Below are 15,688 nucleotides of genomic sequence, written 5' to 3' on the forward strand. Positions count from 1 at the left end.
GAGAGTGGTTATGCAAGATAAATCGGCGTTTACGCCACCGAGCCTGCTGCTGGCCACCATCGCGCTTTCGCTGGCAACGTTTATGCAGGTGCTGGATACCACCATTGCCAACGTCGCGTTGCCGACCATTGCCGGTAACCTCGGCGTCAGTGCAGATCAGGGCACCTGGGTTATCACCTCGTTTGCGGTCTGCAACGCGATTGCGCTGCCGCTGACCGGCTGGTTTACCCGCCGGCTTGGTCAGCTCAGGCTGTTTATCGGTTCGGTAGCGCTGTTTACTCTGAGTTCGTTTTTGTGCGGCTTTGCCCACAGCATGACCGAGCTAATTATTTTCCGCGCGCTGCAGGGTTTTTTTGCCGGGCCGATGTTTCCCATGTGCCAGACACTGCTGCTGGTTATTTTTCCTACCAGCAAGCGCAGCATGGCGCTGGCGCTGCTATCAATGGTAACGGTGGTGGCGCCGATCGTCGGACCGATCACCGGCGGCTGGATCACCGATAACTACTCCTGGCCGTGGATTTTCTACATCAACGTGCCAATCGGCATTTTCTCGGCGCTGGTTATCTGGGGTCAGATGCGTACCCGCGAAGAGACAACCACCTCCGCGCCGATCGATTACATCGGCATTGCGCTGCTGGTGCTGGGTGTTGGCCTGCTGCAGGTGGTGTTGGATAAAGGCAACGATCTTGACTGGTTCTCATCGCCGGAAATTATCGTAATGTCGGCTATTTCGGCGATCTCGCTGGTCTCTTTCGTTATCTGGGAGCTGGGGGAGAGTCATCCTATCGTCAACCTGCGGCTGTTCCGGGAGCGTAATTTCGCCATTGGCACCCTGGCGCTGATGCTGGGTTACGCCGCGTTTTTCGCTATCAATATTATTCTGCCGCAGTGGCTACAAACACAGATGGGTTATACCGCCATCTGGGCCGGACTTGCCGCTGCGCCAATGGGCTTTTTGCCGCTGCTGCTGACGCCGATTATTGGCCGCTATGCCAATAAATTCGACCTGCGCATTCTGGCAACGCTGTCGTTTCTCACCATGGGGGCTTCCTGTCTGATGCGCGCCCAGTTCAATACCGAGGTTGATTTTCGTACCATTGCTGAGGTGCAGATGTTTATGGGCATCGGCGTGGCGTTTTTCTTTATGCCGATCACCACCATCGTGCTGTCTAATCTGCATGGCCCTGAAGTGGCTGAGGGATCCGGGCTGGCGACCTTCTTCCGCGTGTTGGGTGGTTCGTTTGCCTCCTCGCTGACCACCTGGATCTGGTCGCGTCGCGAAATTTACCATCACGCTAATCTCACCGAAAGCGTCTCAACCTATAATCCGGCGGCCACCGACTACATTAATAAGCTGGGCGGCGCAACGCAGCAGAATCTGGCAGCGGTGAATAAAACCATCGAGCAGCAGGCCTATATGATGTCGACCATCGATTATTTCTGGCTCCTCGGCTGGGGTTTTCTGGCGCTGATCGTGGTTATCTGGTTTGCGCGCCCGCCGTTTGTTCGTTCCGGAGCGCCGGGCGCGCCTTCTGCCGGACATTAGCGAGTTATCAGAACTGGTAATTCACTCCGATGGCGCCCTGTAAGTCGCTTTTTTTCTCCACCAGCGGGCTATCTTTGGCTTCATTGGTCAGCAGGGTATAGCCGACGCCGGTGCTTAACTGCCAGTTATCGGCAAACTGATAGCGCCAGCGTAGCTGCGGCGTGACCTGAGCGATACCCGCCCGAGCATTGTAAGGAGCATAGTGGGCGTCGCTCATGGCGCTTTGCCGCTCGTCGATGCCAAACCAGGTTTGCATGTTGTCGCCGTCGCGCCACTGGGTGGCGACGCCCAGTTGGATCTGATGGCGCTGATTCTGATACAGCAAATAGCCAAGCGACAGCGTCGCTGCCGCGCCCTGGTCGCTATCCGCTGCCCGCAGATAATTGGCCTCAAGGGAAAAGCGGCCTGGCTGCCAGCGAACGAAGGCGCCGTACAACAGCGAACTGTCAATGTCATCCAGCCCGGCCAGCGCCTGATTATCTTTGGCATCCCGTCCGCCGCTGTAGGCAATTAAAGGTCCGGCGCTCAGGGAATCCGTCAGCGCAAAGTTCAGGCCGGCATCACCCCCCTGTAAAAAGAAGCGACCGTCAAACAGCCGCGCGCTGGGTAGCGGCGTAGCGTGGTAGCTGTCAGCGCCGGGATAGTCGGGGGTAATACCCATACCCAGACCCACCGAGGAGCGCTGCTGCTCCGCATGGATCTCTGGCGCGAACGCTGCGCAGAGCAGCAGCGCGCTGGCGCTGAGATATCGTCCGGACCCAGGCAACAACACGCGGTAAGATGAATAAGCGCCGCTCATATTTTCTCCGGCTAAGTAAAAGGAGCAGTCACTGTATTGAATTGCGCAGGTAAAACCCATTTCGATCTTATGTCGCCAGATGTCACCGGGCGATGACATCTGGCGACATAACTTTTCTGCGGCGCGCAGCCGGCATTCCTGAAGGCTTTGCCATTTAAATCACGATATTTTTCGCCGCAGCGGCAACGTTTCGCTGCTTTTTCCGGTCTTAGCAAAAAACATCAATCCGCTCCTGCGTTCGTCATAAGAGAGTAAATGCGAGATGAAGCAACCGATGGAGAGCCTGCGGCGTATTCTGATTCTGGATGATGAAAGTGAACTGCGGCAAATGCTAACCCGTTATCTGCGTGCCAACGACTTTGCCGTTCAGGCGGTCGAAAACAGCGCCAGGCTTGACCACTACCTGCAACGTCAGCCTTATGATTTATTGATCCTCGATATCATGATGAAACCGGAGGACGGTCTCAGCGTTTGTCGCCGTCTGCGGGCTGAAGGGCAGACGCTACCGATTTTAATGCTGACTGCGCGCGGCGATCCGCTTGATCGGGTGCTGGGGCTGGAGTCAGGCGCTGATGACTATCTGGCGAAGCCATTTTTACCCCAGGAGCTGGTGGCGCGCATTCGGGCCATTTTCCGCCGTCAGGCGCTGGAGCGCGGCGAGGTCAGCCGCTTGCCGCAGCAGGTGAAATTTGGTCCGTTCCGGCTCGATCTGGCGCGCCAGGAACTGTGCAGAAACCAGCATCCCGTGACGCTAAACGGCGCTGAGATGCAGCTGCTGGTTGCCCTGGCCAGCACCCTTAACCGGCCGGTCAGCCGTGATAATTTGATGGCGCGGGCGCGCGGACGCAGCTACAGCGCCCAGGATCGCAGCGTGGATGTACAGGTGCTGCGGCTGCGCAAGGTTATCGAGCAGGATCCTTCGGCGCCGCAGTGGCTGAAAACCATCTGGGGTAGCGGTTATATGCTAACCGGGGAGATTGTGGCATGAGGCCGGGCGTCTGGCCGCGTTCGCTGCGCAGTCGTTACAGCCTGCTGCTGGTGTTGCTGGTGCTGGTAACGCAGTTTCTTTCGATTATGGTTTTTTTGCTGTTTGTTCAGCGTCCACGGATGAATGACGCTGCGGAAATGGTTGCCGCCCAGGTGGGGATGCTGGACCGAATGTTGCGCAGTATGCCGCCGCAGGAGAGCCAGCGCTATATTGTTCAGCTCAATGCGCAGCGCACGCCGCCGGTAGAGCTTGAGGTGCCGCGATTCAATCGCCTGATGGGATTTTTCAGCGCCTATGACCTCTATCTTTTTCTTAATCGCCTGACAGCAGCGCTGCCGCAGGACGCGCTGGTGCGCTGGCAGTCGGCGCCACAGCGGCGCCTGTGGTTTCGTATTCATATTTCCGGCGACCCCTACTGGATAACGCTGCCCAACGTAGAGTCGAAAAATACCTCCGGCTGGTGGAGCGCGCTGCTGCTGTCGGCGGCGCTTTCCGCCGTGGCGCTCTGGCTGGCATGGAAAACGCACCGCCGCCTGGCGCGGCCGCTGACCCGGCTAATCAAAGCCGCGCGCGAACTGGGACGCGGCGTGAGGCCGACGCCGTTAGCGCTGGAGGGGCCTCCGGAAATCGTCCAGGCCAGTATGACGTTTAATCATATGGTGGAAGGCCTGGCCGATTTGGAAGAGAAGCGCGCGCTGATGCTGGCGGGGATTTCTCATGATATTCGCACCCCGCTGACCAAGCTGCGCCTGGCGATTGCGCTGCATGAGGGAAAGGGGTCTGAGCAGCAGAACTACCGGCGCTATTTTGATGATATAGACGGTATCCTGCAGCAGTTTATTGACTTCTCCCGCGGTGAGGGTGGAGAGCCGATGGTGGCCGGCGATATCAACGCGTTGCTGACGGCGTTGGTGCAGGACTTCGCCGGACTGGGGGTGCCGTTCGCCCTCGACCTCAAGCCAATTCCTGCTTTTCCCTGGCGACAAACCAGCATGCTGCGGCTGATTATGAATCTGCTACAAAACGCCGCTCGCTATGGCGAAGGTGAACGTGAGGTGGCGAGCGGACATCATCAGGGCTATGCTTGGATAGCGATCCGCGATCGCGGGCCGGGCATCGCTACCGAAGAGCTGGCGCTGATCAGCCAGCCGTTTCACCGCGGCGTCGGCGTTCAGCACAGCGGCGCCGGGTTGGGGCTGGCGATATGCGAACGCATTGTGACGCAGCATCAGGGAACAATGACGCTGGTGAATCGCGCGCAGGGCGGTCTGGAGGTACTGTTTACTCTGAAAATGCGCCATGGAAGCGCGACTGACGGCTAGCCTGTATAACTGTTAGCGCATCGCTCCGGTCGCGGTGGTTGATGTTTAAAATATATGCGATATACTCAATATCATCAATCAGCACAGGAGGTTTTATGTCAACCAAAGAGAAAGCCACCGTCCGGGCTAAAGGCTACCAGGGGGCAATGCTGGTTGATGCCAGGGCGATTGACGAGCTGAAAGAAGAGAGCAGGGCGCAGTATCTGGTGATCCCGGTACAGAATCGCTCCGGCAGCCGCATCAAACCGCAGCTGCCTGACGGCGCCGATATCGAAAAAAAGATTAACCGCTTTTTAGCGTCGCTGGGTCTGGAAGATACCCGCGTCAGGATGGCGCCTGCGCAGCATGGCCGTTCTGATCATGCTGATTCAGAAAATACGCTGGATATTTTTGCCGGCTTTGAGGCGCAGCGTAGTAAAAATGCGCGACGCCAGCAGGATCTGCGCGAGTTTATTCTTAACGACGCCGAATGGCTGTCGGCCAGCCAGCTTTCCGATAAAGCCGGCTTTGAAAATAAGAACCGCAGCGCCGGGCCAAATACCTGGAAACGACGTAACCGTATCTTCGCTATTAGCGTGCAGGGCAAAAATCTCTATCCGCGTTATTGCCTCGATTTGGCTTATCAGCCGCTGTCGGTGGTAAAAGAGGTGTTAGAGGTTTTTGCCGATAGCAAAAGCGGCTGGGCGCTGGCCTACTGGTTCGGTACCGCTAACGGCTGGCTTAACGGCAAAAAGCCTAAAGATCTGCTGAGTGATAAAGCCGCGCTGCTGCGGGCGGCGCAGGCAGAAAATGAGGGTGCGCTGCATGGCTGATAGGGCGGCGCGCGCTTTCCCCGCGCCGCCGGATACGATTAAGCTTACCTGCGCGCAGCTTCCCGCCGGAACGCATCTTTTCCGTTTACATAGCGATTTATACCGCGGCAACCAGTTTAATGATTCCGGCTATGGCGATGCGCGCTTCAGCCCAATCAGAGAGCGCGATTCCCACCAGATAATTCCAACCTTGTACGCCGGTGAGAGCACGGAAATTGCCCTGTGCGAGGTGCTTTTTCACGATATTGACGTCTCGCAGCCGCGCATTGTCTTTGACCAGCGTAAGCTTCTGAGGATCCAGCACAGTGAAATAACCCTCGTTCGCGATCTGCGCATCGCGCTGCTCGATCACGCCGCGCTGGTAAAAATGCGCGCCGGTAAGCGATTAATTCACTGCGATGCGGCGGACTATGCCCACACTCGGCTGTGGGCCGAGCATATTCATCAACAGTACGCTGACATTCAGGGCATGAGCTGGCCCTCGCGTCAGTATCAGGGGCAGGCCAGCGTATTATTTGGCGATCGCATTGCTGCCGATAGCGTTTCGGTCAGTAAAACCAGCGCGCTGGTTAAAGATAAAAAGGTGATTGGCCGGCTGCTGAATCTGGCAGAGCGCATGGATATTACCTTTATCTAGCTGAGCCAGTGCAGCGGGGCGGTATATCCCCGCAGCTTTACGCCCGGAGGGAAAAGCCCCGGTCGAACCGTACTACTGCTGCTCTTTTTTCCCCCGCCAGGCCAGTAAAGGCGTCACGGAGATACCATGTATCAGTACGCTGATGGTGACAATGGTAATCGCGGTATTTGTCACCAGGGTGGCGCTTGTGCCGTCAAGGCCATGGACGTAGGCATAAGCAATATAATTAAGACTGCCGATGCCGCGAATGCCGAGCCAGCCAAGGCTTACCCGGTGCAGCAGCGACTCCTCTGAACGCCAGCTGATAATCAATACTGCCAGCGGCCTGATGATAAAGAAAATGAGGCAGGCCAGCGGCAGGGCCGAGATATCCCAGTGTTCAGAAAGCGTGACGCCCAATACGATCACCAGCAGGGCTGCCAGAATACGTTCAACCGTGTCGCCAAACGAAAGTGCATCGCCAATCACCAGTCCGACCGATTTGATCGGGTTATTTTCTGCAAGTGTGTGTCGCGTATGCGGATTTACCAGCATTTCCGCCGGTAAATCATCGTCATCTTCCTTCTCTGCAGGGTGCCTTTTCTGCACCGTCACTTCTGCGCTACGTAAGCCGATGCCGGCGGCAAATGCGGCAAGAAAACCGGAGGCGCCGAGCGCCAGCGCCAGTGAAATGCTCAGGCAAATCAGCGACAGAGCGACGAACTCACTGGGCGCGACGTCGCCCTGCGCATGACGCGACCGCGTGGCAATAATGCCGATCAATCGCCCCAGTGAAAAACCGATCAGTAATCCGCCAACTAATGCCCAGACAAGGTCAACGCTAAGCCAGTGCAGCCACTGACCGGCGCCGGGAACCTCGCCTGCCTTGTGCCAGACAAGCGCCAGCACCAGGAAGGGCAGCGCCGTGCCATCATTCAGCCCCGCCTCGCTGGATAAAGCAATTCTCAGCCTGTCACCATCACGGGCATCGTTTATCGCCACCAGGCTCGCCAGTACCGGATCGGTCGGCGCCAGAATCGCGCCCAAAGCCAGTGAGAGCGGCCAGGAAAGCCCGGTCAGATAATGGGCCGCCACCATAATTCCCGCAATGGTCAGTAGCATGCCGGGGAGAGCCAGCTTAATGCCCATCTTGAGGTAAGAAGAGGTCAGGGGAAGGCGAATTTTAAGCCCGGTAATGAACAAGGACGCCGCCATGGCGATTTCAGTGATATGGCTGGTTAAGCCAGCATGAGCAACAAAATCCAGGGTTAATACGCCGAACCCCCAAGGGCCGCAGGCGATGCCAACAAGCAAATAGACGCCGAAAAGCGGCAGCGGCGTACGATTTATCCAGCCGTAGGATAATGACATTAATAACAGCAGAACCCCTGCTGCCGCCGTCCACGCCAGATATCCCATATGCCCCCAGATTAACCGCGGAAAAAGAACTCGCGTTTCAAAGTGTAGCTGCTAACCAGGTAGTTCTGTGACTTGCTGGGGCAAGCCGGCAATGCTGCCACTGCGGCAATGACCCTATCGCCAACCCTCGTAGATGGCTGGCGATAGGGGACTATATTGGCATCTGCGCGCGAACTGGCGATGCGCGCATTTTATCTTGCGGGATGCTTAAGCGCGTTACACGGCGAGACTGCGGATTTCACTTAGCGCGTTATTCAGCGCAGCGCCGCGATTATCATCACTCATTGCCACGCCTTCTGCGCGAATAAAGGTGAGGTCGGTAACGCCGAGGAAGCCAAAGACGTTACGCAGATAGTTTTCCTGATGGTCGAGAAACGCCGCCGGCGAACCTTCGCTGTAAATGCCGCCACGGGATGAGGCTACGATAACCCGCTTACCGCCGGCTAAGCCCTTCGGGCCATTTTCCGTATATTGAAAGGTTTCCCCGGCAACGATAATTCTGTCCAGCCAGGCCTTGAGCTGAGAAGGGAGGGTGAAGTTATACATCGGTGCCGCGATAACGACTACCTCAGCGGCGAGGAAGTCATCCAGTAAGCGGCGGTTTGTCGCTACTTTCTGCTGGGCAGAAGCCTCTGTCGCTTCCACGCCCCGAAGTGCCAGAAATTCAGCGCTGGAAAGATGCCCGATCTCCCCGTCAGCCAGCTCAAGATGAATCACGCTGGTATCGGGTTTCGCGTCGGTAAATTGCTTAACAATCGCGGCGCTAAGCTGACGGCTAACAGAGTGTTCGCCGAGGATACTGCTATCGATATGGAGAAGTGTCATTTTATCATCCTGTGGTATACAATTTTTACCAGAGCTAAGAATGTAACCACGAAGATTTGCTGACGCAATACGGCACAAACAGAGAACCCGGTATCATGAATGTGACTATACCCCCCCACGATCCTGACAGTTCAGGCTGTCAGAGAATCAGCCAGGTGCTGGCGCGCGTCGGCGAAAAATGGAGCATCCTGATCATCATTACGCTGGCTGCCGGGCCACGGCGTTTCAGTGAAATTAAGCGTTCCATTAATGGTATATCGCAGCGAATGCTGACTCTCTGTTTGCGCGGACTTGAACGCGATGGGCTGGTAAAAAGAACGGTTTATGCCGTGATGCCCCCGCACGTCGAGTATGAGCTGACTGCGCTGGGGCACTCTTTGACCGAACCGGTCAGAGCACTGGGCGCCTGGGCCAGTAAGCATATTAGCGATATCGATGCGGCCAGAAAGGAATTTGATGCCAGAGTGGAGCACCAGGGGCAGACGCCTTTCACCACGAAGTGATGACCTGCTGGCGGGACACCCGGAGCATGCCAGCGGGGAGAAGGGCATATCGTCGCCGGCAGGCGCGCGGCCCGGCATTGTAAACTTTCAAGGAGGGATCATGTACAACAGGGTATTTCGCCGCCAGCGTCGTCGGCTTGTTTCAGCCGGGTCGGTTATGCTACTGGCTGCCCTTTATGCGGTAAACGGCTACGCCCGGCCGGACATGACGCCGCTGGGAGCAAACATTGCCGATAAAGGCTCTGCTTTTTACCATTTCACCACAAGAAATTTCACCTCCGCCGACGGTAAAAGACGCTACCGGGTATGGACCGCCGTGCCAGATAAAACGCCGCCCGCGAACGGCTTTCCGGTGCTTTATATGCTGGATGGCAACGCCGTAATGGACCGACTGTCCGACACGCTGCTGCAAGCCCTGTCACGGCGCGATCCGCCGGTGCTTATTGTGGTCGGCTATCAGACCCGGCTGCCTTTTGATCTGGCGGCGAGAACCTATGATTACACCCCGGGACAAAGCCAGAACGACGTCAGTCAGGTAAGGGATAAGTTTGGCAGAATGAAGGGCGGCAGCGCGGTTTTTCGTCATCTGCTTGAAACCACCATCGGCCCTCAGGCAGAACAGGGCGTGAAAACAGACCCTGCCAGGCGCGGTCTGTGGGGGCATTCCTACGGCGGATTATTTGTACTGGACGCGTATTTATCCAGCGGATTTTTTACCCGCTATTATTCTGCCAGTCCGTCTCTGGGCCAGGGCTACGCGTTTCTTCTCGCCGGGCTGAAGGCCAACGCGCAGGCTGACGGTAGACGGTTGTATCTGATGGAAGGCAGCGATTCCCCGGTAAACCAGCGGCAGATGCAGGCACTGGCTGCGTTACGTGAGGCGGTAAACGCCATGCGCGAGAAGGGCGCGCTGGCTGACTATCAGCTCTGGCCGGGGCTGTCGCATGGGCAGATGTTTAACACCTCTTTTCACTCTGCGCTTCAGCAGATATCGCAGGATGAAAAGTAATCAATCCCTGCATTTACACCGCTTGTCAGCAAGCGGCGCTGCGTCGCGCCCCGAGGCGGGTGTTTTCTGCTGTACCACGCCTCCGGCGTGGGAAACGCAGCCTGCTAATGATTGAATTCCGACAATGAATACCGTATAAACAGAGTCATCCGAGGGGTGTCCGTGATGGACTGAGATGGCGTATGCCGGACCCTTTGAACCTGATCTGGGTTATACCAGCGAAGGGACGGGTCGGCAGTTTCACGTGCGTGATTGCCTGTTCATACCTCTGCTTACCTTGCCCGGATCTCCCTTTTTTATGTCAGGAGGTCCCATGATTCTCACCCCCTTTACCCAGGGCATTTATGGCCGTCTGCGCCAGCAGGCCGGCAGCGACTGGGATGCTTACGTTAATCACCCTTTTGTCCGCCAGCTGGCGAGCGGTACGCTGCCGCCACAGGCTTTTCGTCGCTATCTGACGCAGGATTATCTGTTTCTGATCCACTTTGCCCGTAGCTACGGATTGCTGGTCAGCAAGCTGCGTTCGCCCGACGATATGCGCGTCGCCGCTGCCTCACTCAATGCCATTTTGACTGAGCTGCCGCTACACGTCAGTTACTGTGCCGGTTGGGGGCTGAGCGAGGCGGCAATGGCCGCCGAGCCAGAAGCGCCGGAAACCATGAACTACACCCGCTATGTGCTGGATACCGGCCATGCCGGCGACGCGCTGGACCTGCTGGCGGCGCTGTTGCCATGCGTTGCTGGCTATGCGGAAATCGGTTTAGGTCTGTTGCATGACCCTGCAACTAACCTCGTCGATAACCCCTATGCCCCCTGGATACGTAACTATGGCGACCAGGGCTATCTGACGGGCGTCAATGCAGCCATTGAACTGCTGGAAACCGTCTGGCGCCAGCGCGGCGGCGAGGCGCGCTTTAGCCAGCTGAGCGAGATTTTCACCAACGCCACCCGACTGGAAGCCGCCTTCTGGCAGATGGGGCTGAAGGCCGCTGCGGAGGAGACAAGGTGAATGCGCCCGGCATTGAAGTGCGCAACCTGAGCGTGCATTTCGGTCAGCGCAGCCTGTTCGAACGCGTCAGTTTTTCCCTGCCAGGCGGGCAGTGGATCTCGCTGTTAGGCGCCAGCGGCACAGGTAAAACCAGCCTGTTGCGTATTATTGCCGGCCTGGCGTCGCCGTCGTCCGGTACGGTGACCGCCAGTGACGGCCTGCCGTTGGCCGGTCGACTGGCGTGGATGGGGCAAAAAGATCTGCTCTATCCCTGGCTAACCATCCATGACAACGTCGCGTTGGGCGCCCGCCTGCGCGGCGAAAAAGTCGACCGCCGACGCGTTGAGGCATTGCTGCAACAGGTCGGGCTGGCGGAATGCGCCCATCGGCGTCCCGCTTCGCTCTCCGGCGGTATGCGCCAGCGGGCGGCGCTGGCGCGCACCCTGTATGAAGACCGACCTGTGGTGCTGATGGACGAGCCTTTCTCGGCGCTGGATACCATTACCCGCACGCGCATTCAGACGCTGGCGGCCAGCCTGCTGGTTAACCGCACCGTATTGCTGATTACGCACGATCCGCTGGAAGCCTGCCGCCTTAGCCACCGGCTGCTGGTTCTGTCGCCATTGTCCGGCGGCATCGATGATTCGCATCATCTTTGCGGATTGCCGCCGCGCGCGCCGGATGATGCCCGGCTGCTGAACGCGCAGGCTCAGCTGCTGCAACAGCTGGTAAGGGCGCAAGGATGAACGCAAATCTGATAAGAGGGAGCGGAGTATTCGGCGGTCTGCTGCTGCTCTGGTGGGGAGTCTCACTCAGCGGCGTTCCGGCCTTTTTGCTGCCATCACCTGCCGCCACCGCCGGGGCGCTGTGGCACAACCTCGGGTATCTCGTCTGGAACAGCCTGATTACCGCCGGTGAAATTCTCTGCGGGCTGGCGTTCGGCGTACTGCTGGGCGTTGCGCTGGCGCTCGGGATGGCGATTTCCGCACGCCTGCAGCGCTGGCTGATGCCGTTAGTGCTTGCCAGTCAGGCCATCCCAGTGTTTGCGCTGGCGCCCTTACTGGTGCTGTGGCTTGGTTTTGGTATCGGCGCCAAGGTAACGATGGCGATCCTGGTCATCTTTTTCCCGGTCACCTCAGCGTTTTTTGACGGGCTGAGGCGGGTAAATCCGGACTACCTCGATCTGGCGCGCACCATGGGGGCAACCCCCCGCGCGCAGCTACGCCATGTGCGTTTGATGGCCGCGTTGCCGGCGCTTGGTTCCGGCCTGCGCATGGCGGCCGCCGTGGCGCCCATCGGCGCCATCATTGGCGAGTGGGTTGGCTCGGCGCAAGGGCTGGGCTACGTGATGTTAAACGCCAACGCCCGCCTGCAAACCGATATCTGCTTCGCCGCGTTGTTTATTTTGGTGGTGATGACCGTCGCGCTGTGGCTGACGACGGACGCTTTGCTGCACCGGCTGATCAACTGGTCGCCGGAATAATTAACAATCCGACATGAATAAGGAAAAAAATGCGCGTATTAACTCTTGGTAGCATGGCCTTCAGCGCGCTGCTCAGCGCTCAGGCGACGGCGGCAGACAAGCTGACTCTGGTGCTGGACTGGTACGTCAATCCCGATCACGCGCCAATTATGGTTGCTGAACAGATCGGCGCGTTTAAACAGGCCGGCCTGGATGTCACCATCGTCCCTCCCTCTGATCCCGCGCTGCCACCGCGGCTGGTTGCCGCACATAAGGCCGATCTCGCCATCACCTATCAGCCCCAGGTGCATTTCTTCGCCGACCAGGGGTTGCCGTTGGTGCGCGTTGGCACCCTGATCGATTCACCGCTAAACACGGTACTGACCCTGGATAAAAACATCCACTCGCCGGCCGATCTGAAAGGTAAAAAGGTTGGCTACTCGGTCAGCGGTATTGAGCAGGCAACGCTGGATACCATGGCGAAGTATGCGCACATCAGTCCGGATAGTATCAAACTGGTTAACGTTAACTTTCAGCTCACCAGCGCGCTGTTGGCAGGTCAGGTCGATGCGGTAATTGGCGGCTACCGTAATATAGAGGCGCTGGAGCTGGCGCTACAGGGCAAAACGCCGGGGGTGATGAACGTTGAAGATTATGGCGTACCGGCCTACGACGAGCTGGTTATCGTCGCCAATCGTGATGAGGTCAATGCCCCGAAAATTAAAAAATTTCTCACGGCGCTGAAAGCCGGTGTGACCTATTTGCGCGCCCATCCGCAGGAAAGCTGGCAGGCTTTTGCCAGCGCCCACCCCGAGCTGAACACCGAGCTGAACAAACAGGCGTGGTTTAAAACCCTGCCGCTGTTCGCCGCCGATCCCGCAAGGCTGAACCGCGCACGCTACGAGGCTTACGAGCGCTTCCTGTATCAAAATAAGCTGATCAAACGCATCACGCCGCTAGAGGATTATGCGGTGGAGGTGAAATAAGCCGCCGCGCAGTCCAGCCAGTCGGCACACGCTAAAATGATCCTGAGCGTGTTTTCACAGCGCGATTCCTCCCGGTGCGGGGGAGTCGCACTGTTGATTTCACCGGCGTCGTGGCTGAGATCCTCCGCAATCTGCTATCATGGCGGCAACTATTTAACTGATTCAGATGCGACGATGACAAAACTTACCTTGCAGGAACAGATGCTAAAAGCCGGGCTGGTCAGCAGTAAAAAAATGGCCAAGGTGCAGAAGACGGCGAAAAAATCACGGGTGCAGGCGCGTGAGGCAAGAGAGGCGGTGGAAGAAAATAAAAAAGCGCAGCTTGAGCGCGATAAGCAGCTCAATGAACAACAAAAGCAAGCGGCGCTGTCTAAAGAATACAAAGCCCAGGTGAAGCAGCTTATTGAAATGAACAGAATCAATATTGCTAAAGGCGATATTGGTTTTAACTTCACCGATAACAGCGTAATTAAGAAAATCTTTGTCGATAAGCTGACTCAGGCCCAGCTGATTAGCGGCCGTCTTGCGATTGCCCGTCTGGCTGCTGAAAACGCAGGCGACAGCCAATATGCCATTATTCCTGCCAGCGTCGCCGATAAAATTGCTCAGCGGGATGCCAACAGCATCGTATTAAACAGCACCCTGAGCCAGGAAGAGCAGGATGAAGACGATCCCTACGCTGATTTTAAAGTACCCGATGATTTGATGTGGTAATCAGCGGTTAATGACTGACAATCCTGCGGCGGTCTTCTAGCGGATATCTACCTCACTAAAGGTAAAGCGCGTCGGCTGACCGCTACTTTGATAGCCGATGCGAATAAACACCTTCAGGGCTTCAAAATACGCATAGTCGCTGCTGGCGTCTCTGCCGTCACCGAGATCTTCCCGGCAGATAAACTCCAGATAGCGGCCCGGAAATTTGGGGTTGATGCGGGCGGCATCATGCCATTCTTTACCGGCAACGCAGCGCTGGCTGAGTGACACTTTCTTTTCAGGTTCATCCTGGCTTGCGCCCATGCTGTGCGACGCGTAGACCCCGCCGGGACGCGGTGGCAGCACCACATTATTTTCCAGAGTCTGACTAACCCAGGGCGCTTGTGACATGGTTTCCCACTTCCTGACGTCTACCATATTGAACAGGCTCTGATACTGTGCATGGAACATCAGGTTGGCAAGCGGCATTTTCACTATGGTCAGCGTTGTACCGTCGGGCTGGGCATCAATACGCGCGCTTAGCCCAACGTCGTCATTTCCCGGGCCGCTTTGGGTATACTGGATGGTGCGAAAGGCTGGCTTTTGCGCCGCATCGGCAAAGGTTTTCTCAATGACGCTTGTAACCTCAGCAGGGATCGCAAAGCGCTGTAGCGCCGCCGGGGTGTTGTGCTCGAAATCCGGCAGTTCTGGCGAACGCTGATCGACGGCTTTATCACGCCAGACCAGAGAGCCGTTACCGGCATAACGGGTAATGTCACTGAGGTTGCAGAGCGCGTTTGCCACGCCGGCCATCTCAGCTGGCAATGGTGAAAAGGCGCTGTTTTTTTCGGCATCACTGGCGGAGACCACGCCCTGATTATCCAGTAAAAACGTCGTCAGCAAACGGCCTTCCGGGCGTTCGCAGTTAAACACCACGTCCTGAATTTTAACCGAGTAGGGCGCGCCATACTTTTCTTCGCGATGGATTTTGTCGTAATCGATCGCCAGGCGCACTTGCAGCAGCGCGCCTTTGCGCTGGCTGTTAGCCCGATCGAGATACAGCTTTTTACCCGGCTGATGCCACGAGGCAATGCCGCGCCACTCTGGCTCAGGGATATTCTGCCGACAGGGATCCAGCTCGGGTTTGGTCACCAGCGGACTCCTGGCATCAGGCTCGAACGGCTTGCCCGCTGCGTAGCGGTCCATAAAGTCCGTGCTGTAAATCCGCAGCACCTTATCGCCCATTTGGGTATTGATAAACAGCAGATTTTTTTGCCGGGTCTGGCAATCGGTATGCAGCCACAGAACGCTGGTCTGGCCCGCCTGGGTAACAATGCGGTATGCCGCATTAACACCCTGGCCAACTTTGATGGTACTGCCGGGCAATAAATCAACGCTTTTGGCCGGGACAGGCTGAGGTGTATCAACGGCCAATGCCGGCGCGGCGAAGAAAAATCCCAGAGAAAATGCGGCTATCCGTTTCATTGCGGGTCCGAGGCTAGCGTTATGATGATAAGAAGGCTGATTATAATTCAACAGGATATGATTTTAACCGCTGAAACGCGGGTTTTAAGAAGAAAGCATGGTTATTTGCGACGAGCTCAGTTACATCCAGCCGGCTCGAAGTACAAACACGCAAGCAAGCTGAAAGGCTGATTGCCGGGACTTCTGCGCAAGAAATCTGGCTTTAGCGCGATTAAGCAAAAAGCCCGCTCAGGTT

Annotated in this window: 16 protein-coding genes and 1 riboswitch; of the genes, 12 read left to right on the forward strand and 4 right to left on the reverse strand. The window is 57.0% G+C overall.

The features are described from left to right. The first annotated feature begins 10 nt into the window (after positions 1–10). Positions 11–1,546: a DHA2 family efflux MFS transporter permease subunit gene (locus tag BTJ39_RS11930; protein WP_078002928.1), complete on the forward strand. Its 1,536-nt coding sequence runs from the start codon at positions 11–13 to the stop codon at positions 1,544–1,546. Between the two features lie 7 nt (positions 1,547–1,553). On the opposite strand, the gene BTJ39_RS11935 is transcribed toward BTJ39_RS11930, so the two are convergent. Continuing rightward, positions 1,554–2,345: a MipA/OmpV family protein gene (locus tag BTJ39_RS11935; protein WP_176110303.1), complete on the reverse strand. Its 792-nt coding sequence runs from the start codon at positions 2,343–2,345 to the stop codon at positions 1,554–1,556. Positions 2,346–2,607: 262 nt separating this feature from the next. Here BTJ39_RS11935 and BTJ39_RS11940 point away from each other — a divergent pair, with 262 nt between their 5' ends. The 4 genes from BTJ39_RS11940 to BTJ39_RS11955 all read left to right on the forward strand — a co-directional run bounded on the left by BTJ39_RS11940 (position 2,608) and on the right by BTJ39_RS11955 (position 6,104). After that, positions 2,608–3,333 (forward strand): response regulator, encoded by a 726-nt coding sequence (locus BTJ39_RS11940; protein ID WP_198412946.1) that lies wholly within the window; start codon positions 2,608–2,610, stop codon positions 3,331–3,333. Continuing rightward, positions 3,330–4,655, forward strand: coding sequence for an ATP-binding protein (locus tag BTJ39_RS11945; RefSeq protein WP_078002931.1), 1,326 nt, complete (start codon positions 3,330–3,332; stop codon positions 4,653–4,655). The genes BTJ39_RS11940 and BTJ39_RS11945 overlap by 4 nt, the downstream gene beginning before the upstream one ends. Positions 4,656–4,750: 95 nt before the next feature. Next, the gene (locus BTJ39_RS11950) at positions 4,751–5,467 is read left to right on the forward strand and encodes a hypothetical protein (RefSeq protein ID WP_078002932.1); all 717 of its coding nucleotides are present in this window, start codon (positions 4,751–4,753) and stop codon (positions 5,465–5,467) included. Continuing rightward, entirely contained in the window at positions 5,460–6,104 is a 645-nt protein-coding gene (locus BTJ39_RS11955) for an RES family NAD+ phosphorylase (protein WP_176110305.1), read from the forward strand. The genes BTJ39_RS11950 and BTJ39_RS11955 overlap by 8 nt, the downstream gene beginning before the upstream one ends. A 72-nt stretch (positions 6,105–6,176) precedes the next feature. Here BTJ39_RS11955 and BTJ39_RS11960 read toward each other — a convergent pair whose 3' ends face one another. Together BTJ39_RS11960 and BTJ39_RS11965 are read right to left on the reverse strand one after the other, a co-directional pair. Then, positions 6,177–7,502: a cation:proton antiporter gene (locus BTJ39_RS11960; protein WP_078002934.1), complete on the reverse strand. Its 1,326-nt coding sequence runs from the start codon at positions 7,500–7,502 to the stop codon at positions 6,177–6,179. Between the two features lie 216 nt (positions 7,503–7,718). After that, positions 7,719–8,327, reverse strand: a complete 609-nt coding sequence (locus BTJ39_RS11965; RefSeq protein ID WP_078002935.1) for an FMN-dependent NADH-azoreductase — start codon at positions 8,325–8,327, stop codon at positions 7,719–7,721. Positions 8,328–8,422: 95 nt separating this feature from the next. On the opposite strand from BTJ39_RS11965, the gene BTJ39_RS11970 reads away from it, so the two are divergent. From BTJ39_RS11970 to BTJ39_RS12000, 7 genes are all read left to right on the forward strand, one after another. Then, a complete protein-coding gene (locus tag BTJ39_RS11970) occupies positions 8,423–8,830 on the forward strand; it encodes a winged helix-turn-helix transcriptional regulator (RefSeq protein WP_078002936.1) in 408 nt (135 codons plus the stop codon). Positions 8,831–8,930: 100 nt separating this feature from the next. Continuing rightward, complete coding sequence (locus BTJ39_RS11975; protein WP_078002937.1) at positions 8,931–9,839, forward strand: alpha/beta hydrolase; 909 nt, start codon at positions 8,931–8,933, stop codon at positions 9,837–9,839. Between the two features lie 142 nt (positions 9,840–9,981). Beyond that, positions 9,982–10,083, forward strand: a riboswitch (TPP riboswitch). A 69-nt stretch (positions 10,084–10,152) separates the two neighbouring features. Continuing rightward, the gene (locus BTJ39_RS11980; protein ID WP_078002938.1) at positions 10,153–10,848 is read left to right on the forward strand and encodes a TenA family protein; all 696 of its coding nucleotides are present in this window, start codon (positions 10,153–10,155) and stop codon (positions 10,846–10,848) included. Continuing rightward, the gene (locus BTJ39_RS11985) at positions 10,845–11,573 is read left to right on the forward strand and encodes an ABC transporter ATP-binding protein (RefSeq protein WP_078002939.1); all 729 of its coding nucleotides are present in this window, start codon (positions 10,845–10,847) and stop codon (positions 11,571–11,573) included. Before BTJ39_RS11980 ends, BTJ39_RS11985 begins: the two co-directional genes overlap by 4 nt. Beyond that, positions 11,570–12,310 (forward strand): ABC transporter permease, encoded by a 741-nt coding sequence (locus BTJ39_RS11990; protein WP_078002940.1) that lies wholly within the window; start codon positions 11,570–11,572, stop codon positions 12,308–12,310. The genes BTJ39_RS11985 and BTJ39_RS11990 overlap by 4 nt, the downstream gene beginning before the upstream one ends. A 29-nt stretch (positions 12,311–12,339) precedes the next feature. Continuing rightward, positions 12,340–13,275 carry an ABC transporter substrate-binding protein gene (locus BTJ39_RS11995; RefSeq protein WP_078002941.1) on the forward strand — a complete coding sequence of 312 codons (936 nt, stop codon included), beginning with the start codon at positions 12,340–12,342 and terminating at the stop codon, positions 13,273–13,275. Between the two features lie 174 nt (positions 13,276–13,449). Beyond that, positions 13,450–13,989 carry a DUF2058 domain-containing protein gene (locus BTJ39_RS12000; protein WP_078002942.1) on the forward strand — a complete coding sequence of 180 codons (540 nt, stop codon included), beginning with the start codon at positions 13,450–13,452 and terminating at the stop codon, positions 13,987–13,989. A gap of 36 nt (positions 13,990–14,025) precedes the next feature. Here the strand turns inward: BTJ39_RS12000 and BTJ39_RS12005 are convergent, their stop codons facing one another. Beyond that, positions 14,026–15,453: a hypothetical protein gene (locus tag BTJ39_RS12005; RefSeq protein ID WP_078002943.1), complete on the reverse strand. Its 1,428-nt coding sequence runs from the start codon at positions 15,451–15,453 to the stop codon at positions 14,026–14,028. Positions 15,454–15,688 lie beyond the last annotated feature (235 nt).

Source organism: Izhakiella australiensis (genome assembly GCF_002006995.1).
Classification (GTDB): domain Bacteria; phylum Pseudomonadota; class Gammaproteobacteria; order Enterobacterales; family Enterobacteriaceae; genus Izhakiella; species Izhakiella australiensis.

What these genes read in the sequence shown, in the direction of transcription:
- BTJ39_RS11930 (WP_078002928.1), top strand. Translation starts at nt 11, where the DNA reads ATGCAAGATAAATCGGCGTTTACGCCACCGAGCCTGCTGCTGGCCACC.
- BTJ39_RS11935 (WP_176110303.1), bottom strand. Translation starts at nt 2,345, where the DNA reads ATGAGCGGCGCTTATTCATCTTACCGCGTGTTGTTGCCTGGGTCCGGA.
- BTJ39_RS11940 (WP_198412946.1), top strand. Translation starts at nt 2,608, where the DNA reads ATGAAGCAACCGATGGAGAGCCTGCGGCGTATTCTGATTCTGGATGAT.
- BTJ39_RS11945 (WP_078002931.1), top strand. Translation starts at nt 3,330, where the DNA reads ATGAGGCCGGGCGTCTGGCCGCGTTCGCTGCGCAGTCGTTACAGCCTG.
- BTJ39_RS11950 (WP_078002932.1), top strand. Translation starts at nt 4,751, where the DNA reads ATGTCAACCAAAGAGAAAGCCACCGTCCGGGCTAAAGGCTACCAGGGG.
- BTJ39_RS11955 (WP_176110305.1), top strand. Translation starts at nt 5,460, where the DNA reads ATGGCTGATAGGGCGGCGCGCGCTTTCCCCGCGCCGCCGGATACGATT.
- BTJ39_RS11960 (WP_078002934.1), bottom strand. Translation starts at nt 7,502, where the DNA reads ATGGGATATCTGGCGTGGACGGCGGCAGCAGGGGTTCTGCTGTTATTA.
- BTJ39_RS11965 (WP_078002935.1), bottom strand. Translation starts at nt 8,327, where the DNA reads ATGACACTTCTCCATATCGATAGCAGTATCCTCGGCGAACACTCTGTT.
- BTJ39_RS11970 (WP_078002936.1), top strand. Translation starts at nt 8,423, where the DNA reads ATGAATGTGACTATACCCCCCCACGATCCTGACAGTTCAGGCTGTCAG.
- BTJ39_RS11975 (WP_078002937.1), top strand. Translation starts at nt 8,931, where the DNA reads ATGTACAACAGGGTATTTCGCCGCCAGCGTCGTCGGCTTGTTTCAGCC.
- BTJ39_RS11980 (WP_078002938.1), top strand. Translation starts at nt 10,153, where the DNA reads ATGATTCTCACCCCCTTTACCCAGGGCATTTATGGCCGTCTGCGCCAG.
- BTJ39_RS11990 (WP_078002940.1), top strand. Translation starts at nt 11,570, where the DNA reads ATGAACGCAAATCTGATAAGAGGGAGCGGAGTATTCGGCGGTCTGCTG.
- BTJ39_RS11995 (WP_078002941.1), top strand. Translation starts at nt 12,340, where the DNA reads ATGCGCGTATTAACTCTTGGTAGCATGGCCTTCAGCGCGCTGCTCAGC.
- BTJ39_RS12000 (WP_078002942.1), top strand. Translation starts at nt 13,450, where the DNA reads ATGACAAAACTTACCTTGCAGGAACAGATGCTAAAAGCCGGGCTGGTC.
- BTJ39_RS12005 (WP_078002943.1), bottom strand. Translation starts at nt 15,453, where the DNA reads ATGAAACGGATAGCCGCATTTTCTCTGGGATTTTTCTTCGCCGCGCCG.